The 22,036-nt window shown below is 69.7% G+C and carries 17 protein-coding genes and 1 pseudogene; 12 read left to right on the plus strand and 6 right to left on the minus strand.

The features are described 5' to 3' along the window. Positions 1-233, plus strand: a pseudogene (locus HUX53_RS25030) (IS66 family transposase); the annotation flags it as partial. Here the strand turns inward: HUX53_RS25030 and HUX53_RS25035 are convergent. Beyond that, complete coding sequence (locus HUX53_RS25035) at positions 196-831, minus strand: Scr1 family TA system antitoxin-like transcriptional regulator (protein ID WP_176405670.1); 636 nt, start codon at positions 829-831, stop codon at positions 196-198. The pseudogene HUX53_RS25030 and the gene HUX53_RS25035 sit on opposite strands and share 38 nt — an antisense overlap. Positions 832-971: 140 nt before the next feature. Between HUX53_RS25035 and HUX53_RS25040 the strand changes: the two genes are divergently transcribed. The 6 genes from HUX53_RS25040 to HUX53_RS25065 all read left to right on the plus strand — a co-directional run bounded on the left by HUX53_RS25040 (position 972) and on the right by HUX53_RS25065 (position 7,327). After that, positions 972-1,370 (plus strand): ATP-binding protein, encoded by a 399-nt coding sequence (locus HUX53_RS25040; RefSeq protein ID WP_176405671.1) that lies wholly within the window; start codon positions 972-974, stop codon positions 1,368-1,370. Between the two features lie 20 nt (positions 1,371-1,390). Next, positions 1,391-1,729 carry a hypothetical protein gene (locus HUX53_RS25045; protein ID WP_176405672.1) on the plus strand — a complete coding sequence of 113 codons (339 nt, stop codon included), beginning with the start codon at positions 1,391-1,393 and terminating at the stop codon, positions 1,727-1,729. Between the two features lie 429 nt (positions 1,730-2,158). After that, positions 2,159-3,148 carry an ABC transporter permease gene (locus HUX53_RS25050; RefSeq protein ID WP_176405673.1) on the plus strand — a complete coding sequence of 330 codons (990 nt, stop codon included), beginning with the start codon at positions 2,159-2,161 and terminating at the stop codon, positions 3,146-3,148. Next, positions 3,145-3,939, plus strand: coding sequence for an ABC transporter permease (locus HUX53_RS25055; RefSeq protein ID WP_176405674.1), 795 nt, complete (start codon positions 3,145-3,147; stop codon positions 3,937-3,939). The genes HUX53_RS25050 and HUX53_RS25055 overlap by 4 nt, the downstream gene beginning before the upstream one ends. Before the next feature lie 2 nt (positions 3,940-3,941). Next, the gene (locus HUX53_RS25060) at positions 3,942-5,666 is read left to right on the plus strand and encodes an ABC transporter ATP-binding protein (RefSeq protein WP_176405675.1); all 1,725 of its coding nucleotides are present in this window, start codon (positions 3,942-3,944) and stop codon (positions 5,664-5,666) included. Continuing rightward, positions 5,663-7,327 carry an ABC transporter family substrate-binding protein gene (locus HUX53_RS25065; protein ID WP_309237422.1) on the plus strand — a complete coding sequence of 555 codons (1,665 nt, stop codon included), beginning with the start codon at positions 5,663-5,665 and terminating at the stop codon, positions 7,325-7,327. The genes HUX53_RS25060 and HUX53_RS25065 overlap by 4 nt, the downstream gene beginning before the upstream one ends. Positions 7,328-7,507: 180 nt before the next feature. Here the strand turns inward: HUX53_RS25065 and HUX53_RS25070 are convergent, their stop codons facing one another. The 5 genes from HUX53_RS25070 to aceB all read right to left on the minus strand — a co-directional run bounded on the left by HUX53_RS25070 (position 7,508) and on the right by aceB (position 14,154). Further along, positions 7,508-8,224, minus strand: coding sequence for a hypothetical protein (locus HUX53_RS25070; RefSeq protein WP_176405677.1), 717 nt, complete (start codon positions 8,222-8,224; stop codon positions 7,508-7,510). 121 nt (positions 8,225-8,345) lie between these two features. Next, complete coding sequence (locus HUX53_RS25075; protein ID WP_176405678.1) at positions 8,346-9,632, minus strand: (Fe-S)-binding protein; 1,287 nt, start codon at positions 9,630-9,632, stop codon at positions 8,346-8,348. Then, positions 9,632-10,828: an FAD-binding oxidoreductase gene (locus tag HUX53_RS25080; protein WP_176405679.1), complete on the minus strand. Its 1,197-nt coding sequence runs from the start codon at positions 10,826-10,828 to the stop codon at positions 9,632-9,634. Before HUX53_RS25080 ends, HUX53_RS25075 begins: the two co-directional genes overlap by 1 nt. After that, positions 10,828-12,276 carry an FAD-linked oxidase C-terminal domain-containing protein gene (locus HUX53_RS25085; protein WP_176405680.1) on the minus strand — a complete coding sequence of 483 codons (1,449 nt, stop codon included), beginning with the start codon at positions 12,274-12,276 and terminating at the stop codon, positions 10,828-10,830. The genes HUX53_RS25080 and HUX53_RS25085 overlap by 1 nt, the downstream gene beginning before the upstream one ends. A 270-nt stretch (positions 12,277-12,546) precedes the next feature. Then, positions 12,547-14,154, minus strand: coding sequence for a malate synthase A (gene aceB / locus HUX53_RS25090; RefSeq protein WP_176405681.1), 1,608 nt, complete (start codon positions 14,152-14,154; stop codon positions 12,547-12,549). Between the two features lie 332 nt (positions 14,155-14,486). Between aceB and hflX the strand changes: the two genes are divergently transcribed. The 5 genes from hflX (at position 14,487) to HUX53_RS25115 (ending at position 21,686) form a co-directional block, all read left to right on the plus strand. Beyond that, entirely contained in the window at positions 14,487-15,866 is a 1,380-nt protein-coding gene (gene hflX, locus HUX53_RS25095) for a GTPase HflX (RefSeq protein ID WP_255205608.1), read from the plus strand. Positions 15,867-16,329: 463 nt separating this feature from the next. Beyond that, complete coding sequence (hutI, locus tag HUX53_RS25100) at positions 16,330-17,544, plus strand: imidazolonepropionase (protein WP_176405683.1); 1,215 nt, start codon at positions 16,330-16,332, stop codon at positions 17,542-17,544. 34 nt (positions 17,545-17,578) lie between these two features. Continuing rightward, complete coding sequence (locus HUX53_RS25105) at positions 17,579-18,424, plus strand: DegV family protein (protein ID WP_176405684.1); 846 nt, start codon at positions 17,579-17,581, stop codon at positions 18,422-18,424. 209 nt (positions 18,425-18,633) lie between these two features. Further along, positions 18,634-19,341, plus strand: coding sequence for a ComEA family DNA-binding protein (locus HUX53_RS25110; protein ID WP_176405685.1), 708 nt, complete (start codon positions 18,634-18,636; stop codon positions 19,339-19,341). Further along, positions 19,338-21,686: a ComEC/Rec2 family competence protein gene (locus HUX53_RS25115; RefSeq protein ID WP_176405686.1), complete on the plus strand. Its 2,349-nt coding sequence runs from the start codon at positions 19,338-19,340 to the stop codon at positions 21,684-21,686. The genes HUX53_RS25110 and HUX53_RS25115 overlap by 4 nt, the downstream gene beginning before the upstream one ends. Positions 21,687-22,036 lie beyond the last annotated feature (350 nt).

Raw genomic sequence — 22,036 nt, forward strand, 5'->3', positions numbered from 1 at the left:
TCTGGACCATCAACTTCGCCGTGCCCTGGACCAACAACGCCAGCGAACGCGCACTGAAGAACCCCAAACTCCACCAGAAGGTCTCGGGCTACTGGCACACCCTGGCCACCGCCGCACGCTACTGCCAGGTCCGCTCCTACCTCATCAGCGCCCGCAACCACGGCGTCCGCCCCATCGACGCCATCCACCAAGCCCTCACCGGAACCCCCTGGACACCACCGGCAAAGGCCTGATCACGGCTTCACCCCGTGAATGGACACTGTTGATTCGCTCTCGGTATGACAGCTCAATGAGGTATTCGAGCTGCTCTTCCATCGTCTTCTTACAGTCCACTTCTCGGTAGAGGATGCTTTCGTCCAATACCACGGAGATGACAGGCGGGAGGTTCTTCTTGAGGAGTTCCTGTCTCCGCATCCTGCTTTTGAACGCTTCTTCCTCCGGTAGTAGGAAGCGAGCATATGCCTCCGTCTGGAAGAGGCCGTAGACCGATGACGCCTCGTACCCGCGCAGCATGACGGCGGCGGCTTCCGATTTGGGGAAGTTCGCGAAGTGTGCCGGGTACTTGATGGTCTTGATTATTTCCAGTAGCTCATCCCAGGACTGAACGATCTCGCCGTTCGCGTTGAGTGCCCGATCTACCCGGATTGCGAAGTCTCGGCGGCACTTGGTGCGCCCTCGCTCAACGTGGCTGATGTAGGAACGCGCGACGTTGACCAGCCTCGCTAGTTCGGCCTGGTTGAGTCCGGCGGCCTCGCGCCTTCGTTTGATCTCTTGTGCGAAACCCAGCAGTTCAGGGTCGACCCGCTGTCTGTCGCTGCTGCTAGCGGCCATGTTGATCTTCCCTTCGCGTGTTGAGTGTGCGATGAACGAATGTTAGTCAGATGCGGGTACTTCTTGGATCTCCTATTAACTTACGCCTTCCCGTGCGTTGATGTGTGGAGTCAAACAGATCACCCTCAAAGGTCGTACCGATGTCCGCAACTGCACTTGCACCAGAGGTGCCGATACTGGTCCTCGATCCCACCGAGCACGCCCCGAGTCTCGCCCGTCACTTTCTCGTGGACTGCTTCCGTGATCTCGGCGTCGCCGACGACTACACGGGGCGGGTCGTGGTTACCGAATTGGTGACCAATGCCTATAAGCACGTCGGAACCGGACAGATCGTTGTCCGGATCTTCGAGGACGAGCGCGACGGCCTGGTGGTCGTGGAGGTCTGGGACGAAGGCGACGGAATGCCCGTCGTCAAGGGCGAGGACTTCGACGCGATCGGCGGGCGTGGCCTGCTGCTGATGACCCAGCTCGTCCACGACTGGGGCACGCGACCGACCAACGAAGGAGGAAAAATCGTATGGACCAAGTTCGCCCGCTGAGCGTACGGGCGGAGCGACACGTGCTGCGGTTGCGTACGCACTTCGGCCGTTCCACGGCAGTGCGGTATCTCGATGTTCTCGCCGTGGCGCTCCAGCCGAAGGGGTACCGCTTCGTCCGGCTCTACCGGCCGGATGAGTTCCCCATCCCGCTGCCGCTGCTCTGGGTCTACGCGATCGGTCCTGACGGCCACGTCGGCATCGTCGTGAGCGCCCGAGCGGTCGCAGGCGGGATGTGGGCATACCACGAGGCTCAGCGCGGCAGGTTCGGCTACCTCTCCCCGTGCGGGGACGCAAAGGCAGCCGCCGAACAGGCCGACAAGCTCCTCAAGCACAAGATGTATCCGGGCAACGCCTGGTAGAGCCGCATAAGGGCGGAGTGCCTGCTGGATGTCGGGCCGTCCCTCTCCCTGAGATGACGCAGGCGGGGACGAGGCAGGGGACTGTGTCAACTCGGCCCCGCCTCTCAACCGGCGCCCCCGTCCGGGAGAGGGGCGGGGACCTAGGACCCCTGGTTTCGACTCGCCGGCGTGTGATGGAGACCAGGGGGTTGCGGCCGAGTGCGACGCCATCAACGTTCACCGGACGCGTTGACTTGCGGCGTGTTGCCCCTACCCGGGCCGTCATAAGGGCAACACGCCGCAAGTCAACGGGCAGCTGGCCCGGCCGACGTTTGTGGGCAGCGCGCTAGACGGTGGGCTTCTGCCGTAATCTCTCGTGATTTTCCTGCGCGTTGTGTGATCGGTCGGTAGCATTCCGTGGTTCGTGCTGGTGGTCCGGGAGGGGAGACGTTGGCCGGGTTTGTGCTGCAGCGGCTGGCCGGCCGCGGGGTGCTCGTCTTACTCGCCGGGAGCCTCGCCTACCTTCTGGCCGCTGCGGCGCTCGATCCGCGGGCCGCGTTCGAGGGGCGCGTCCCTCGTCCGCCCGACGCGGTGATCGACGCTCGGCTCAACGCTCTCAACCTCAACGACCGGACGCCCCTGGCCGACCGCTACCGCGTGTGGGTCTGGGGCGTCCTGCATAGTGATTTCGGACGGACGCAGGAAGGTGAGCCCGTCAACGCGGAGTTATGGCGCCGGCTTGGTGTGAGCCTGCGATTGCTTGTTCCTGGCGGCGTCCTCGGGGGCGTCCTGGGAATTCTTCTCGGCACCTATGCGGCGGCCAGGCGTGGACGCCTCGCCGACCGGTTCGTCACGAGCGGGTCCTATCTGCTCTTGGCCGTCCCCGTGTTCGTGCTGGCAGTGCTGTTACAGACGATCGCGGTCATGGTGAACGGTGCCCTGGGCGTGCGAGTGTTCGTGTGGGTCGGTGAATCCACGCCGGGGGAGCCGGGTGTGCTCGGCGGGATCGTTGATCAGGCCCGGCATCTGCTGCTTCCGGCCGTCGTCATCGCATTGGCCCAGGTCGCCCTCTACAGCCGCTATCAGCGTGCCCTGGTGCTGGACGTTCTCCACGCCGACTTTGTCCGGACCGCGCGGGCCAAAGGGCTTCGGCGGCGGAGTGCTCTGCTGCGGCATGGGCTGCGAACTGCACTCGTACCGATGACGACGTACTTCGCCTATGCGTCCGGGTTCCTCATCCTCGGTGGGGTGTTCGTCGAGAAGGCTTTCGCCCGGCATGGGATGGGGGAGTGGCTGGTCGACTCGATCGCGCGCGGCGATGTCAACGCGGTCGCGGCGATCGACTGCGTCGCCGCTTGCGCGGTGGTGCTGGCGGGCCTCTTGTCGGACGTCCTGAACGGCCTGCTCGACCCGCGCGTCCGGTTTGGGCTCTCGTCGTGACTCGGCGAGGTGTCGTCGGGCTTCTGCTGCTGGTGTCGGTGTTCGTGCTGGCGTTCGTGGGGCCGCTTCTGCCGCGGTGGAGTTGGGACGAGGTTGATTTCACGGCGTTCGGCCAGGGACCGTCGGCGCGGCATTGGCTCGGGACGACGCAGAGCGGGCGGGACGTCTTCGCGCTCACACTGCGCGGGGCACAGAAGTCGCTGGTGATCGGCCTTCTTGCCGCTTTGTTGTCGACCGGGCTCGCCGCCGTCGTCGGAACCGTCGCCGGGTTCGTGGGCGGGTTGCTCGATCGAGCCTTGATGTGGGGCGTCGATCTTCTACTGGTGTTGCCACCGCTCCTGGTCCTCGCCGTGCTGGCGCCGGGTGGGGGATGGCCGATGCTCGCACCGGTGCTCGCCGCGTTCATGTGGATGCTCACCGCCAGGGTGGTGCGGGCCATGACCCTGTCGGCGCGGGAGCGCGAGTACGTGCTCGCCGCCCGGTTCGCGGGAGTGAGCGCACCGCGTGCGATCGTCCGGCACGTCCTGCCGCAGGTCGCGTCGCTGCTGATCGTGGACGCGAGCCTGACCGCCGGCGTCGCGATCACCGCCGAGGGCGGGCTGTCGTATCTCAGTCTCGGCGTCCGCCCGCCGGACGTTTCGCTCGGCACGGTCATCGCGGACGGCCAGGGCGCGGCGGCCACGTGGCCCTTCATGGCTGCGGCTGGGCTACTCGTCCTGATCGTCCTCGCCGTGAACCTGCTCGGTGACGGGCTGCGGGACGTCCTCGATCCTCTACAGGACGGGCGTTAGTCGTGCTGGAGGTCACCGACCTGGCAGTCGGTTACGCAGCTGGCGTGCGCGCCGTGCGAGGGGTGAGCTTCGCGGTCGGCGCTGGCGAGGTCCTCGGGATCGTCGGCGAGTCCGGAGCGGGCAAGACCGCGCTCGCTCTCGCCGTGATGGGGCTCCTCCCGGACGGTGCCGACGTGACGGGATCGGTGCGCCTGCGCGGTGAGGAGCTGATCGGGCGTTCTGATGCCGAACTCTCCCGTGTGCGCGGCAAGGACATCGCGATGGTGTTCCAGGAGTCGGCGCTCACGCCCGTCCGCACCGTGGGTGATCAGATCGCTGAGGCCGTCCGGGCTCATTCGAAGCTCACGCGGGCGGTGGCGCGTGCGCGGGCAGGCGAGTTACTCGGCCTGGTGGGGATCGCGTCCGAGCGGGCGCGCGCGTATCCGCACGAGTTCTCTGGCGGGATGCGCCAGCGCGTGATGATCGCCATGGCCATCGCCAACAGTCCTCGCGTGATCCTGGCGGACGAGCCGACGGCCGGGCTGGACGTGACCGTCCAAGCGCAGGTCTTGGACGTGCTCCGGGTCGCGAAAGAGGTGACCGGTGCCGCGATCGTGCTGATCACGCATGACCTGAGGCTCATCGAGGGCTTCGCCGATCGCGTGATGGTGATGCGCGAGGGACAAGTCGTCGAAACCGGACCCGTTGAGCGGATCTGCCGGAAGTTGAGCTCCCTCCCCGGCATGGATGGCAAGGACACGGCTCAGCCTCGGCCTGAGCGTCCTGCTGTACTGCGGGTGGACGGCCTTGTCCGGCACTATCCCGTCTTCCAGGGGACGCTGGTACGTCGCCGAGCCGGAAGCCTGCGCGCCGTGGACGGCGTTGACTTCGATGTCCGGCAGGGCGAGACCCTCGCACTCGTCGGCGAATCCGGATGCGGCAAGACCACGACCCTGATGGAGATCCTGCGACTGTCGCAGCCGCAGAAGGGGCGAGTGGTCGTCCTCGGCCAGGACACGGCGTCCCTGAGCGCGGCCCGGCGAAAGGCACTGCGACGCGACGTCCAAGTCGTGTTTCAGGACCCGGTCGCATCGCTCAACCCTCGGATGCGCGTGGCCGACATCATCGCCGAGCCCCTGACCACGCATGGCTCCCCGTCCTCGCTGATTGAACGCCGAACGAATGAGTTGCTACAGCTGGTCGGATTGAGAACCGATCACGCAAGGCGTCATCCCCACGCACTCTCGGGTGGCCAGAGGCAGCGTGTGGCCATTGCCAGAGCACTCGCCCTGGAACCTCGCCTTCTCCTCCTCGACGAACCTGTGTCGGCCCTGGACGCATCCATGCAGGCAAGCATCATGGCCCTCTTGGAAAATCTCCGTGACCGTCTCGGCCTGGCGTTTCTGTTCGTCTCGCACGACCTGGCCGTCGTCCACCGCATCGCCGACAGGGTCGCCGTCATGTACATGGGCCGCATCGTCGAACTGGGGCCGGTCCAGGACGTGTATGACGCGCCGGCACACCCCTACACGCACGCACTACTGCGACGCGTCCTTCTGCAAGGAGACCCGCCAGACCCGATGTCACCGCTCACTGGATGCCGTTTCCGTTCGCGATGTCCCCGCTACGTCACGCTCGCGGGAGAGGACACCCGCCTGTGCGATCAACAAGATCCGGAGCCATGGGAAGACTCAGGTCGGTCGGTCGCCTGCCACCATCCCCTCATCAGAGCAGAGGTCAAGCAGTGAACCGGATATTCGGCGCGGCTCTTCTGCTCGTCGTCCTGCTGACCGGATGCGGTGACCTCAACGAGCAGAACGACGCCTCCGCGCAGTTGCCGGCTTCTGACGTCAACCCCACTCCGCGCGACCGAATCGTGAACGGCGGAACGCTCCGCTGGCCGCTGCCGGAGTTTCCGTCCCAGTGGAACTTCAACCACGTCAACGGCACCAAGGGTGCGGTCGAGCACGTCATCCAAGGCGTCCTGCCGTATCTGATGCGTCCGGACGAGAAGTCCGTCCCGCATCCCGTCCCGGAGTATCTGGAGTCGGCCACGCTGAAGCGCACCAAGCACGGCCAGACCGTCACCTACAAGCTCAATCCGCAGGCCAGGTGGTCCGACGGACGCCCCATCGGATACGCCGACTTCGCAGCCCAGGCCCGAGCGCTTTCCGGACGCGACACGCGTTACGAGGTCTCTACCGTCTCCGGCTACCGCCTGATCAAGCACGTCGAGCAAGGTGCCCGGCCAGACGAAGTGGAGGTGACATTCACCCAGACGTATGCCGACTGGCGAAGCTTGTTCAGCCCGCTCTACCCGGCCGCCGCCTACTCCAGCCCACGCGCGTTCAACACCGCTTGGATGAACCGGCTGCCCATCACCGCAGGCCCGTTCAAAGTCCAGCGACTCGACCGCACCGGCAAGACCGTCACCTTGGCTCGCGACCCGTCCTGGTGGGGTCCACCCGCGAAACTCGACCGCATCGTCTACCGCGCCATGGACACCAGCGCGATGCCCGGTGCGTTCGCCAACCACGAGATCGACCTGATGGACATCGGCCTCGACACAGGTGCGATGCAACGCGTCCAGAACGTCCCCAACACCGATGTTCGCCGCGCAGGCGGACCCGACTGGCGGCATTTCACGTTCAACGCCGCCGGTCCCGCCCTGTCCGATGTGCGCGTACGGCGCGCGGTGATGCTCGGCATCGACCGGCGGGTCATCGCACGGTCCGACCTGACCGGTCTCGGCGTCCCCGTCCAGACGCTCGGCAACCATTTCTACGTCAACACCCAGGACGGCTACCAGGACAACTCGTCCATGCTCGGCGGATACGACCCCACACGCGCCAAGCAACTCCTGGACGAGGCGGACTGGCGCCAGCACGGCAAGTACCGCGCCAAGGACGGCCGTACGCTCGCACTGCGATTCGTGATTCCGTCCGGAGTGCCGGTGAGCAAGCGCGAAGGGGAACTAACACGCGCGCTGCTCGAACGGATCGGCGTCCGGTTGGACATACAGCCAATCCCCGCCGACGACGCACTGGACACTTATGTCACGCAAGGGAACTTCGACATCGTCCCGTTCTCGTGGCTGGGTACTTCGTTCCCGGTCTCGCCAATGAGAGCGGTGTACGCCCGCCCGCATGACGGACGCGTCCAGCAGAACTACTCCCGCACCGGAACTACCGCAATAGACACGGCGATGGACCAGGCCATAGCGGAGATCGACCCGGCGAGAATTCACGTCCTCGTGAACAGAGCCGACCGGCTCATCTGGCGCCAGGCGTCGGTGTTGCCGCTGTACCAGCGTCCACAACTCGTCGCCGCGCGCGCCGACCTAGCCAACCTGGGAGCCTGCGGCTTCCTGGAACCCGCCTACCAGAACATCGGCTTCACGCGCCGCTGAGACCAAAGCCGTCCGGAGCCCCTCGCCGCCCCGGCCTCCGCGCCCGTCTAAGGCCTGCGCCAGGCCTGAGTTCGTGCCGGTCCGGGCTCGCGCTAGTCCGGGGCTCATGCTGGTCCCGGGGGCCGAGTAAGGCCGGGGCGCGGCGGTTCGACGTTAGCGTCGGTTGGCGCTGCGAGCCGGTCAGGGGAAGGTTAGTTGGATGCCCTTGCGGTCGCTGGTGTAGCGGGCGTTCCAGACGTACAGGCGGAGGTCGTCAGCGGAGAGGTCGGCGTTGACCGGGAGGTCCGAGGCGATGCGGACCACGTAGGAGGCGCCCGCCGGCATCATCGGGTTGCCGTTCTCCTCAGACGGGGCCTTCGCGCCGTCGATCCGGGCGGTGACCTTGCTGTGGTTGGGCAGCGTGCACATGTCGTCGGGGATGCCGGCCTGCGGCATGCACCGCTCCTGCGCCGCCTTCGGCACCTCCGCCTTCGGCATGAACAGGTCGGCGGGGAAGTCCAGCAGGACGGCCCGCCGCTGGGTGTTGGTCAGGACGTAGTCGGCGTAGGCGTACGTCGTCCCCGACGGGGGCGCCTTGGTGGCGCCGAGCGGCTGCCGGTCCGTCCCGGCCTTGACCGCGGCGAGGCTGTAGCCGTAGCCCTCGGGGGTCGTGAAGTTCACCGGCGGGCCGGTGTCCGGCGCCGGGGCGGCGGAGCCCGGCTGGGCGCTGTCGCCCTGGCTGGCGAGCGTCGGCTGGGTGGATTCCGCGGCGCCGTCCGCGCCGGGGCGCAGGATGACGATCCCGGCGGCGATCGCGGCGATCCCGACGGCTCCGGTAACGGCACCGGCGAGGCCGAGCCTGCCCGCGCTGGTCTTCTTTCTTCGGCGGTGCGAACGGTACGGCTGGTAGTTGGACATTGGTGCGTGCTCCCTCGGGCCTTGGCCAGGCTCAGTAAGCGCGTCCTGTCGTGTGCGGTCGGCAATAGACGGCTTGACACGATACAGGACGCCCAGATCGGCGGTGGTCCGGCCCTGCGGGTTACGAAGGGCGCGTCACCAGGGCGTCGCGGCCGAGTCCTCGCAGGGAGGCGTCCAGCACCTGCGCGGTGTGCGCGACCGCGATGCCGGCGCCGCGCCGGCGCAGCGCGGTGGCGATCTGCATCGAGCAGCCGGGGTTGGCGGCGACCAGTAGTTCGGCTCCGGTGGCGTCCACGTTCACCGCCTTGCGGTCGCCGAGTTCTCCGGCGGCCTCCGGCTGGAACAGGTTATAGGTTCCGGCGGAGCCGCAGCAGATGTCCGGCTCCGCGATCTCCCGCACGGTCAGCTCGGGAATCGCGGCCAGCAGCGCCCGGGGCTGGCTGCGCACGCCCTGGGCGTGGGCGAGGTGGCACGCGTCGTGGTAGGCGACGGTGACCGGAAGTGGCCTCCGTTCCGCGCGGGGCCCGAGTTCCACGAGGTACTCGGCGAGGTCCCGGGTCTTCGCCGACAGCGCCTCCGCGCGCCCCGCCCAGGCGGGGTCGTCCGCGAGCAGCGCCGCGTACTCCTTCATCGCCGACCCGCAGCCCGCCGAGTTCACCACGATGACGTCGACGGCCTCGAACGTCTCGACGGTCCGGCGGGCGAAGGCGCGGGCCTCGTCCGCGCGCCCGGAGTGCATGGACAGCGCCCCGCAGCACCCTTGGCTCCGGGGGATGACGACGTCGCAGCCCTCAAGGGCCAGGACGCGGGCCGTGGCGGCGTTGACGCCGGGGAAGAACTCGCTCTGGACGCAGCCGGTGAGCATCCCGACCGTGGCGCGGCGCCCACCGCGCGCGGCGACCTGCTCGGGCAGGTTCGGCGCCTTGCCGAGGGGCGGCGCGAGCCGTTCCATCGCCGCGATGGACGGCGAGAGGCGCTCCAGGATCCCGCTTCGCCGGACCAAAGTCTCCAGACCCGACTTCTGGTACACGCGCAGGGGGCCGCGTAGTGCGCGCAGCCTCCGCTTATACGGGAACAGTTGGAAGACCATCTCCCTGATGGCCCGCTCCTTCAGCGAACGCGGATGCTCGCTCTCCACCTCGGCGCGGGTGTGTTCGATGAGACGGTCGTACTGGACGCCGGACGGGCAGGACGTCACGCACGCCATGCATCCGAGGCAGGCATCGAAGTGCTCGACCATCGACCCACTGAGCGGTGCGCCCTCCACGTGCTGCTGCATGAGATGGATGCGGCCCCTGGGGGAGTCCATCTCCTCGCCCCACAGCACGTACGTCGGACATGTGGGCAGGCAGAAACCGCAGTGGACGCAGTCGTTGAGAAGATTCGGGAGGTCGTCCTGGGTGCTCATCAAATGCCTCCCACAAAGCGGCCGGGGGACAGCCTGTGATCCGGATCGAACTGGTCTTTCACGCGCCGCATCAGTGCGAGCGCCGGAATCGGCCCCCACAGGTCGATCTCGCCGCGCACCTCTTCCGGGGCGTAGCGGACGACGGCGTGACCGCGATGGCGGCCCAGGACGTCCCTTAGTCGTCCCAGGACGTCGGCGACATCTTCTGGCGTCATCTCAGCGGCCAGACCTACCTGACCGTGGCCGCTGCCGCTCCACGTGAGCGCGACATCGGGGCCGAGCAGGGTGAGGACGTCCCGGAGCGAAGGCGGCGGTGCGCTGATGTCGATGAGCGTGGTGCCGTCCGGGTAGCGTCCCCAGCCGTCCGGTGCGGTCTCGGAGCTTTCGGCGTTCTCGCCGAGGAGTTCTGCGGTCTGCCTAGCGCGCGCGGCGACGCCGTCCGGTACGCCTTCCAGCAGCACCGCGACCGTCCCCGGGCCGATGTACTCGACCGCGCTGGGAGCCACAGGGGAGTGGAGCACGCTTTGGACGGCATCATGCGCGTCCTCTGCACCGTTCACGGCGCACACCACGTACGCGGACGCGGCGCAGATCGGATGCAGGCGGAAAGTCGCCTCCACGATCAGGCCCAGGGTGCCGTACGAGCCGGAGAAGAGCCGGCCCAGGTCGTACCCGGCGACGTTCTTGACGACCTTGCCGCCCGACCGGGCGACCTGCCCGTCCGCCCGGACGACCGTGATCCCGATGACCAGGTTCCGGGGCGTCCCGTACATCGTGCGGAGCGGACCGGCGGCGCCGCTCGCGATCGTCCCGCCGACCGTGGAGCCGGGCAGGGGAACGTCAAGGGCGAGCCGCTGACCGCGCTCCGCGAGCTTCTCGCCGAGCACGTCCATGGAAAGCCCTGCTTCGGCCTTAGCAACGAGGTCCCCGGCCGTGTGGTCGATGAGTTTGCTCAACCGGTGGGTGTCGACCAGCAGATCGCACCGTTCCGGAGGCGTTCCCCAGTCCAGGCGGGTCTCGGCCCCACGCGGAACGACCACGAGACCCTTCTCGGCGGCGACGCGCATGACGTCGGCGGCCTCGGTCAAATCCTTCGGCGCGGCGACGAGCGCGGGCTCGACACCGAGCACGCCCTCTGCAGGCTCACCGGGGCGTACGTCGGCGCAGACCTTCGCCAGTGCGTCCAGGGGGCGCATCAGAAAATGTCCGCCTTTCCCTCGTACGGGTGGGGGCCCTTCCGTTTGCCGGGCACCTCGCCGCACAGCCGCGGCGTCGGGAAGACCTTGCCCGGGTTGCACAGCCCCGCCGGGTCGAACCCGCAGCGGACCATCTGCATCGTGTCCAGATCGGTGTCGGTGAACATGCGCGGCATGTAGCGGGCCTTGTCGACGCCCACGCCATGTTCGCCCGTGATGGAGCCGCCGTGCTCGATGCACAGGTCGAGGATCGCGCCCGACACCGTCTCGGCGCGCTCCTCGGCGCCCTCCTCCGCGTCGTCGAACAGCACCAGTGGATGCAGGTTGCCGTCGCCCGCGTGGAACACGTTCGCGACCCGCACGCCCGACTCGGTGGACAGCGCGTCGATGCTCGCCAGGACCTCCGGCAGGACCGTCCTCGGGATCACGCCGTCCTGGACGAGGTAGGCGGGACTGATCCGGCCGACCGCCGCGAACGCCGACTTGCGGCCCTTCCAGATCAGCGCGCGCTCCTCGTCGTCCGCGGCGATCCGGATCTCGAACGCGCCCGCGTCCCGGCACAGCCGCTCGACCTCGGTGAACTGGGCGGCGACCTCGGCGTCCGGGCCGTCCAGCTCCACGATCAGCACGGACGCGGCGCCCGGCGGGTACTCGCAGCGCACCGCCGCCTCCGCCGCCTCGATGGCCAGGGCGTCCATCATCTCGATCGCCGCCGGCACGACGCCCGCGCCGATGATCGCCGACACCGCGGTGCCGCCCGCCTCGATCGAGTCGAACGCCGCCAGCAGCGTCTGCACGGTCTCCGGCACCCGCGTCAGCCGCACCGTGATCTTGGTGGTGATGCCGAGCGTGCCCTCCGCCCCGACGAACACGCCCAGCAGGTCGTAGCCGGGCGCGTCCGCTTCCAGTTCCACCAACTCGCCGTCCGGCGTGACGACCTCGCAGGCCAGCACGTGGTGCGCGGTGAACCCGTACTTCAGGCAGTGCGCCCCGCCCGAGTTCTCCGCGACGTTCCCGCCGACCGAGCAGATCTGCTGGCTGGACGGGTCGGGCGCGAAGTAGTACCCGTACGACCGGACGGCCCGCGTCACGTCCAGGTTGATCACGCCGGGCTCCACCACGGCGCGCTGGCCGGGGATGTCGATCTCCAGGATCCGGCGCATCCGGGACGTGACGATCAGCACGCCGTCCGTGCGGGGGAGCGCCCCGCCGGACAGGCCCGTCCCGGACCCGCGCGCCACGTACGGCACCCCGGCCGCCGCGCATTCCCGGACGATCGCGGCGATCTGCTCGGCGGTATCGGGCAGCACGACGATCCCGGGCGTCGACCGGTGGTTGGTGAGGCCGTCGCACTCGTACGTGCGCAGCCGCACCGGATCGGTGATCACCCGTTCCGCCCCGAGCAGCGCCACCAGCCGGTCCTCGAGCGCCGTGAGCATGGTCTCCATCCTCTCCACGATCCCCCGCCCGCGAACCTGCCGCAAGATCCCGCCAAAACCGAAGAAAACGTTTCCCCCAACGTGCGCGGGCAGACCTGCCCGGCGCGGTCCGAACACTGCCGCGCGAGTGCGTCCGGGATGCGTCGTGGGGGCGGCCCTTCTGTGCGGTCCGCGCGTCGCCTCGCGAGTGCGTCCGAACCGCGTCGCGCGGCGAGTTACGCGGTGCGTTCGGTGGCCGGCGCCTCCCGGGCGCCGACCACCGAAGGTGCCGCTATGGGTTTACGGGAACTGCTGGTAGGCCGGGGTCGTCAGGAACTCGGAGTACTCGTCGGCCAGGGTGACCTCCTTGAAGAGGGTCACGGCCTGGTTGTAGCGGGGCTCGTTGTAGGCGTCGCCCAGCTCGGCGCGGATCTTGCCGAGCTCCTCGTCCAGGAGCTGCTCGACCCACTCCTTGGTGATCTTCTTGCCCTCGGCGGTGGAGACGCCGTTGTAGATCCACTGCCACACCTGGGAGCGGGAGATCTCGGCCGTGGCCGCGTCCTCCATCAGGTTGTGGATCGCGACCGCGCCGGCGCCGTCCAGCCAGGTGGCGAGGTAGCGCAGCGCGACGTCGATGTTGTTGCGCACGCCGGTCTCGGTGATCTCGCCGGGGGTGTCCTTGATGTTCAGCAGGTCGGCGGCGGAGACCTTGACGTCCTCGCGGAGCCGGTCGCGCTGGTTGGGCTTGTCGCCGAGGACGCCGTCGAACACCTCGCGGCAGACCGGGACGAGGTCGGGGTGCGCGACCCAGGAGCCGTCGAAGCCGTCGCCGGACTCGCGGGTCTTGTCGGCGCGGACCTTCTCCAGCGCGACCTTGTTGACCTCCTCGTCCCGGCGGGACGGGATGAACGCCGCCATGCCGCCGATCGCGTGCGCGCCGCGCTTGTGGCACGTCCGGACGAGCAGCTCGGTGTAGGCGCGCATGAACGGCGCGGTCATCGTGATGGCGTTGCGCTCGGGGAGGATGAACTCGGCACCGCGGTCGCGGAACTTCTTGATGACGGAGAAGAGGTAGTCCCAGCGGCCGGCGTTCAGGCCCGCGGAGTGGTCGCGCAGCTCGTAGAGGATCTCCTCCATCTCGAACGCGGCCGGGATCGTCTCGATCAGCACGGTCGCGCGGACGGTGCCGCGCGGGATCTCCAGGTGGTCCTGGGCGAGGTTGAACGCGTCGTTCCAGAGCCGCGCCTCAAGGTGGCTCTCCATCTTCGGCAGGTAGTAGTAGGGGCCCTTGCCCTTGGCCAGCTGGCGGCGCGCCGAGTGGAAGAGGTAGAGGCCGAAGTCGAACAGCGACCCCGACATGGGCTCGCCGTCGACGAGGAGGTGCTTCTCGTCCATGTGCCAGCCGCGCGGCCGGACGACGATGGTCGCGAGCTCATCGTCGCCCTTGAGCGCGTAGGACTTGCCGCTCTTGTCGTCGGTGAAGTCGATGGTGCGGTCGAGGGCGTCCCGCAGGTTGAGCTGGCCCTCGACCATGTTGTTCCACAGCGGTGTGTTGGCGTCCTCGAAGTCAGCCAGCCACACCTTCGCGCCGGAGTTCAGCGCGTTGATCGTCATCTTCCGGTCGGTCGGGCCGGTGATCTCGACGCGGCGGTCGACCAGGCCGGGCGCGGGCCCGGCGACGCGCCAGGAGTCGTCGTTGCGGACGTTCGCGGTCTCGGGCAGGAAGTCCAGCGTCCCGCCCGCCGACAGCTTGCGCTGGCGCTCGGCGCGGGCGTCCAGCAGCTCCTTGCGGCGGGCGCCCAGCTCGCGCTGGAGGACGGCGAGCAGGCCGAGCGCCTCGGGCGTCAGGATCTCCTCGTACCGATCGCCGAGGGGTCCGGTGACCTCGATGCCTTCCAGTCCAGCCATCTGCCTGCCCTTCCGTACGGTTTTCGCCTGGCGAAATTCAACTTCTGGTATGTGGAGAACGGTACCCGGCTGTACGAGGCCCGGTCAAAGCGGGTGCCACCGGTGCACCTCCCCGCGCGCGCTTAGGTCAACCCAGGGCGGAAACCATGGTGATAACCGGGTGACCACGCGGGAGGCGCGTGAGACGATCGCCGGGAAGATACGGCCGCGAGGCGGCGTTCTACTGAGGACATATGACTCAACCTTTCTCTGCAGACCAGACCCAGGCCCAGGACGAGTTCGCGCACGACGCGCACGCCGAGTTCGAGTACGGCGAGTCCGAGTACGAGCCCATGACGGGTGAACTCGACCTGGAGGACCGGCGGGCACTGCGGCGCGTCGCGGGCCTGTCCACCGAGCTGACCGACGTCACCGAGGTCGAGTACCGCGCCCTGCGGCTGGAGCGGGTCGTCCTCGTGGGCGTCTGGACGGAGGGGACGGCCGAGGAGGCCGAGAACTCCCTCCGCGAACTGGCGCTGCTCGCCGAGACGGCGGGTTCGCAGGTGCTCGAAGGGCTCGTCCAGCGCCGGTCCCGCCCCGACCCGGCCACCTACATCGGCTCCGGCAAGGCCGCGGAGCTGCGCGACGTCGTGATCTCCACCGGCGCCGACACCGTCATCTGCGACGGCGAGCTGGCGCCGAGCCAGCTGCGGCACCTGGAGGAGACCGTCCAGGTCAAGGTCATCGACCGGACCGCGCTGATCCTCGACATCTTCGCCCAGCACGCCAAGAGCCGCGAGGGCAAGGCGCAGGTCGAGCTCGCGCAGCTCAACTACCTGCTGCCGCGGCTGCGCGGCTGGGGCGGCAACCTGTCCCGGCAGGTCGGCGGGCGCGCCGCGGGCGGCCTCGGCATCGGCGGCCGCGGCCCCGGCGAGACCAAGATCGAGCTGGACCGGCGGCGGATCCGCACCCGGATGGCCAAGCTGCGCCGGCAGATCGCCGAGATGGCCAAGGCGCGCGACACCAAGCGCGGCGAGCGCCGCCGCCACCAGGTGCCCGCCGTCGCCATCGCCGGCTACACCAACGCGGGCAAGTCGTCCCTGCTCAACCGGCTCACGGGCGCCGGGGTGCTGGTGGAGGACGCGCTGTTCGCCACCCTGGACCCGACCGTCCGGCGCGCCGAGACGCCCGGCGGCCGCGCCTACACGCTGGCCGACACGGTCGGGTTCGTCCGGCACCTGCCGCACCAGCTCATCGAGGCGTTCCGCTCGACGCTGGAGGAGGTGACGGACGCGGGGCTGATCCTGCACGTCGTGGACGGCTCCGACCCCGACCCCGAGGCGCAGATCGACGCCGTCCGCGAGGTGCTGCGCGAGATCGACGCCGCCGCGATCCCCGAGATCATCGTGATCAACAAGGCGGACGCGGCCGACGACCTCGCGATCGCGCGGCTGCAGCGCCGCGAGCCGCACAGCGTTGTCGTGTCCGCCCGCACCGGGTTCGGCATCGAGGAGCTGCGCGCGGCCATCGAGGCGGATCTGCCGGGGCTGGAGAGCGAACTCCACGTCCTCGTGCCGTACGAGCGCGGCGACCTCGTCGCGCGGGTGCATGAGCGCGGCGAGGTGCTCAAGCAGGAGCACGTCGCCGAGGGCACCGTCCTGCACGCGCGCGTGCCGGCCGTCCTCGCGGGCGAGCTCGCGCAGTACGAGACCGCCGTCTCGCCGACGTCCTGAGCCGGCGCGCCGAGTCGCTCGATCGGCTGGTCTCCGGGAAAACCCGGAGGCCAGCCGGTTTTGGCATGGTGCAGAGTGTGTGTTCGGGTGCGTCCGAAACTGGCGGAGGGGTCATCCTGGTCGCCGAACGGTGACAGCTTGTCCAATCCGCTTGACGGACCGGTTGAAATCCGTACGGTCGTAGAGCTAGGGGCGGGGTGATGGCTGTCGATGCGCTACGACGAGAGGTTGTCGGACGGGCCTTCGGTGCACTACCGTGACGAAACCGATATCTCCGGTCTCGTTGCCAGTGGTGGTCATCCGGCCACCCGGTCCTCAACGGTGAGTTGTTGGCACCCAGTCGGTGTTTCGGATCGAGAGCAGGTGGCCATGGCAGGTCCGAACACTGGAACGAGGGCGGGCGGCCCGCTCCAGCGCCATTCCGCGCGGAACCGCGCACGGCTCGATCCAGGTCGGTGACGCTATGACGGTACGGCTGTTGACGAACATCGGCAGGCTCTGGACGGGCACCGACGTCTGCAGCAACGCCGCGGTGCTCATCCACGACGACCGGATCGTCTGGGCCGGGCCCGCGTCCGACCTCCCGCAGAGCGTCCCCGGCATCATCGACGACATCGTCGACGTCGACCACGTCGAGAACCTCGGCGGCGGCCTCGTCACGCCCGGCCTCATCGACGCGCACTCCCACCCCGTCTACGCGGGCAACCGGTGGGCCGAGCTCGCCATGCGCACCAGCGGGTCGTCCCACTCCGCCATCACCGCGGCGGGCGGCGGCGTCAACTCCACCGTGACCGTCACCCGGGGAACCGACCCCTGGACGCTCTGCAACGGCGTCCGCGAACGGCTCCGCCAGTGGATCCTCGCCGGGACGACCACGGTCGAGGCCAAGACCGGCTACCACCTCACCCGCGACGGCGAACTCGCCGACATCCGGATGCTGCGGTCGCTGGAGGGCGAGCCGTCCATGCCGCGCATCCACGCGACGTTCCTCGCCGCGCACATCCTGCCGCCCGAGTTCTTCGGCCGCCGCCGCGACTACATCGAGGCCGTCCGGCTGTGGGCCGGCGACGCCGCCGTGGCCGGTGCCGACTCCATCGACGTCTACTGCGACGAGGGCCACTTCACCGCGGAGGAGGCCCGCGCCCTGCTGCTCACCGGCAAGCGCGCCGGGCTGAAGGCCCGCATGCACGCCTGCGCCAACGAGCGCATCGGCGCCGCGCAGGTCGCCGCCGAGGTCGGCTGCGCCTCCGCCGACCTGCTCACCCAGGCCAACGACGACGACATCAAGGCCCTCGCGCACGCCGGCGTCACCGCCACCGTCTGCCCCGGCAGCGCGCTGAACAGCAGCCGCGCGCCGGCACCCGTCCGGCAGATGCTCGACCGCGGCGTCACCGTCGCGCTCGGCACCGACCACAACCCGGGGCAGTGCGGCATCACATCGATGCCGCTGGTCATCGGGCTTTCCGTCGCCATGTTCGGGCTCAGCGTGACCGAGGCCCTGCGCGCCGCCACGCTCGGCGGGGCCGCCGCGCTGCGCGTCGGCGACCGCGGCTCGCTCGCGCCCGGGATGCTCGCCGACATCGTGCTGTGGGACGCCGACCACGAGGGCGCCTTCGCGTGGGCGTTCGGGCTGCGGGCGCTGCGCATCTGGCGCGGCGGCGTGCCCGTCCAGCCCTGACGCACCTTCCTCGGCGGCGGGTAGTGTCGCCACCATGGGCAGTGCGGTCGCGGTCGTCACGGATTCCACCGCCTACCTGCCGGACGGGCTCGCCGAACGGCACGGGCTGACCGTCGTCCCGCTGCAGATCGCCGTGGGCGGCACCACCCGCGACGAAGGGGACATCAGCGCCGAGGAGGCCGCACAGGCGCTGAAGGAATGGCGGCCCATCACCACATCGCGTCCGGCACCGGAACGCTTCGCGCAGGTCTACAAGGCCGCCGCCTCCTCCGGCGCCGGCCACGTGGTCTCCGTGCACCTTTCAGCGGCCCTTTCCGGGACGGTCGAAGCCGCACGTCTTGCGGCTGAGGACGCGCCCATACCCGTGACGGTCGTCGACAGCGGCACCATCGGCATGGGGCTCGGCTTCGCCGCCCTCTCCGCGGCGGCCACCGCTCTATCGGGCGGCACCGCGGAATCGGCCGCGTCCGCTGCCTCTCGCCGGGCCGAACTCACCCGCTCGCTCATCTATGTCGACACCCTTGAGCACCTGCGGCGCGGTGGCCGGATCGGTGCCGCTGCCACACTCCTGGGGTCGGCGCTCATGGTGAAGCCTCTCTTGGACATCGCCGATGGACGGATAGCGCCGCTGGAGAAAGTACGTACCTCTTCGCGCGCGCTTGCCCGGCTCGAAGAACTGGCCGTTGCCGAGGCCGGCAACCGTAGGGTCGACCTTGGGGTCCAGCACCTCTTCGCCTCTTCACGTGCGGAAACCCTCGCCGACCGCCTGCGGGAACGCATCCCGCATCTGGACGACGTCTACGTCGGTGAGGTCGGCCCGGTCATCGGCGCCCATGTGGGCCCCGGCATGCTCGGCGTAGTGGTGGCCCCCCAACTCTGATGCTCAGCCAATGAGGAGCCGGCGCAGTGCTCCTTGTCGTCGGGCCCCGAGTGATACCTCCAGAACCTACTAAGGGACCCGTCTCGACCCCCTGGGCGTAGTACTGCTCTCGTGCGGAATGGCTGCCGCCGGGCGCCGCTGACTCGGAGTTATCCACAATTCCGGAACCTGCCGCGCGCGTCCTCCAGGCCTCCTTAGCGTCGGACGACATGAGCCCCGACACGCAGGACCGCCTGCACGCCCTCATGGGGAGGCTGAGACCGCCGGCCTCGCCACCCGACGTGCCGCCGGCGGCCCGCTTACGCGCGACGCCCGACCGATCCCACGTCCGGACGCTCGTCCTCATCGGCGTGGTCGCCGCCCTGGTCGCGGCCGGCTATCTGTGGCTCGCACGCCCGCGCCCGCAGGCGTCCGCGACCCCGATGGCGAGCGCCACGCTCACCGACCCGCGTCCCACCGTCTCCGCGACCCCGGCGGCGGCCTCCTCCTCGGTGGTCGTCCACGTCCTCGGGAAGGTGAAACACCCGGGCGTGGTCACCCTGCCGTCCGGCTCCCGGGTAGCCGAGGCGATCAAGGCCGCCGGTGGCGTCCGCTCAGGCGCCAAGACCGGCACGCTCAACCTCGCCCGAAAGCTCGTCGACGGCGAACAGATCCCCGTCGGCATCCCCCGCCCCACTCCACCGCCAACCCCGGCCGCGTCTCCTGGCGCATCGGGATCGCCGGGCACACCCCTAGACCTCAACACTGCCACCCCCGACCAGCTGGACGACCTCCCCGGCGTGGGCCCCGTCCTCGCCCAGCGCATAGTCGCCTACCGCACCCAACACGGCGGCTTCCGCTCGGTAGAGCAACTCCAGGAAGTCAGTGGCATAGGCGCCCGCCGCTACGCCGACCTGAAACCCATGGTCCGCGTATGACCCACGACCTCCACCTGCTGGCCCCCGCCCTGGCCACCTGGCTGACCGCCGCCACAACCCTGGGGCTCCCCCCGAAACTCACCTACGCCCTGGCCGCCACCGCAGCCCTGACCTCCCTCTACCTGCTGGCCCGCCGCCCGCGGCGGCTGGGGAGGCCGGAGGGTTCGGCGACAAGGGTGGATTTCAGCGCTGGACGGGATGGGCGCGGCCGGGGAACCGGCGTGGCGGGCGGGCGGCGGGTCGTCCTGGGTGTCGTGCTGGGGTGCGCGGCGGCGTCGGCGTGCGGGGTGGCGCTCCGGACGACCGCCGTGGAGGACGGACCGGTCCACGACCTCGCACGTGCCGGCCGGTACGCGACGGCCGAAGCGGTGGTGACCGGCGATCCGCGGGCGAAACCGGGGAACGGCCGGCGCACCGTCATCATCCGCGCACGAGCGGAGGCGGTGCGGCGGACGAAGGTTCGCGTCCCGGTGCTGCTCATCGCGGGCGACCCCCGCTGGCTGCACCTCGTCCCCAGCCAGCGGGTGCGGCTGCGCGGCCGGTTCGTGCCGCCCAAGGGCGCCGGTCTCCTGTCCGCGGTCGTGATCGTCCGGGGGCCGCCCACCGTCCTCGGCCCGCCGTCCGCGCCGCAGCGCGCGGCCGAGCACGTCCGGGCGAGACTGCGGGCCGCGGTGGACCGGCTGCCGCCCGACCGGCGCGCGGTCCTGCCGGGCATGGTCGTCGGTGACACCTCCCGCCTCGACCCCACGCTGGCGGAGGACTTCCGGACCGCCGGGCTCACCCACCTCCTGGTCGTCTCCGGCGCGAACCTGGCGATCGTCGTCGGGGCGGTCCTCGGGCTGTGCCGTCTCACCGGGCTCGGCCGCCGCCGCGCCCCGCCCGTGGCCGTCCTCGCGGTGCTGGCCTTCGTCCTCGTCGCGCGACCGGAACCTAGCGTCCTGCGGGCGGCGGTCATGGGCGTGATCGGCCTGCTGGCGCTGTTCACCGGCCGGGAACGCCAGGGTCTTCCCGCGCTGGCGGCGGCCGTCCTCCTCCTCGTCCTGATCGACCCGGAACGTGCCCGCTCGTACGGCTTCGCCCTCTCCGTCCTCGCGACGGCCGGCTTGCTGGTCCTGGCACCGCCGTGGCGGGAACGCCTCGCGCGCCGGCTGCCGGGCCCCCTCGCCGACGCCCTCGCCGTCACGGCCGCCGCCGAGGTCGCCGTGGCCCCGGTCCTGGTGATGCTCTCCGGCGAGGTGGGCGTCGTCTCCGTCTTCGCGAACCTGCTGGCCGCCCCCGCCGTAGCGCCCGCCACCCTCCTCGGCGCCCTCGGCGCCGTGACCGCCCTCGTCTCGCTGCCCCTCGCCCGGCTGATCGTGTGGCCCGCCGGCCTGGCCGTCGGCTGGATCATCTGGGTCGCCCGCACCGCCGCGGCGCTGCCCTACGCGACCATCCCCTGGACCGGCGGCGCCCTCGGCGCCGCGGCCCTCCTGGCGACCGGCACCGCGGCGTTCCTGATCCTGCGCAGCAGCCGCCTGCGCGTGATCGCCGCCGCGGCCATGACCGGCGTCCTGATCGGGGTCATCGCCATGCGCGCGATGGCCCCCGGCTGGCCACCGCCCGGCTGGCAGCTGGTCGCCTGCGACGTGGGCCAAGGCGACGCCCTGGCCTTATCCACCGGCCCAGGACAGGCCGTCGTCGTGGACACGGGCCCAGAACCCGCCCTCGTCGACCGCTGCCTGCGACGCCTCCACGTGACGGACGTCCCGCTCCTCATCCTGACCCACCCGCACGCCGACCACATCAACGGCACGTCCGGCGTCCGCCACCACCGCACGGTCCACGAGGTGCTGACGACCCCCGCCACCGCAGGCCGCGAGGCCCGCTACACCTCAGGGCTCCACTCCCGCCCCGCCGAACCAGGCCAGCAATGGCGCATAGGCGACCTGACCCTCTCGATCCTGGCCCCACTCGGCACCGCCCACCCCCTCTCACCGAAGGACGACGGCACCACGATCAACAACGCGAGCGTCGTCCTCGTCGCCCGCAAACCAGGCTTCAGCGCACTCCTCGCCGGCGACATCGAAACAGAGGCCCAACGCGCCCTGGAGGCGACCGTCCCCCACGTCCAGGTCCTGAAAGTCCCACACCACGGCTCCCGCAGCCAGGACCCCCGCTTCCTGGCCGCCGCCCACGCCTCCATCTCCCTCATTTCAGTAGGCGAACACAACGACTACGGCCACCCCTCACCCGCGACCCTCACCCTCCTCCGCCGCCTCCACACCCAAATCCACCGCACCGACCAGGAAGGAGACGTAGCCATAGTCCGCACCGCAACCTCCATAACCGCCGTCCCCCGCCACTAAAGAGAAGCCAAGGCCCTCCTGCAGAGGCAACGGCAGACCCGTCCCACCGAGCCGGCAGCGTGCCGCTGCGCCAGAGTCAAGCACGAACCCCGCTTTCCAGCCCCCACTGCTCGTAACCATCTCTTGCCACTGATCTCCTCCTTCCCTTCGACTCGGTGGCGCCTCCCTCGTACACCGCGCTGCGCGCCCGCGGGGCTACGCGGCATCTCGTGTGCGGTCCCGGGCGGGACGAGACCAGGGTCGCTAGTGGGTGTGGCCCAGTTGTGGGATGGGCCCCGGGTGCGCGCCTGGCCCTGGCGGAGCGGGACGCTGACGGTGCGGCAGGTCGCGTCTGTCGCTGCCCACGCAGA

The sequence above is a fragment of the Actinomadura sp. BRA 177 genome (genome assembly GCF_013372625.1).
GTDB lineage: Bacteria > Actinomycetota > Actinomycetes > Streptosporangiales > Streptosporangiaceae > Spirillospora.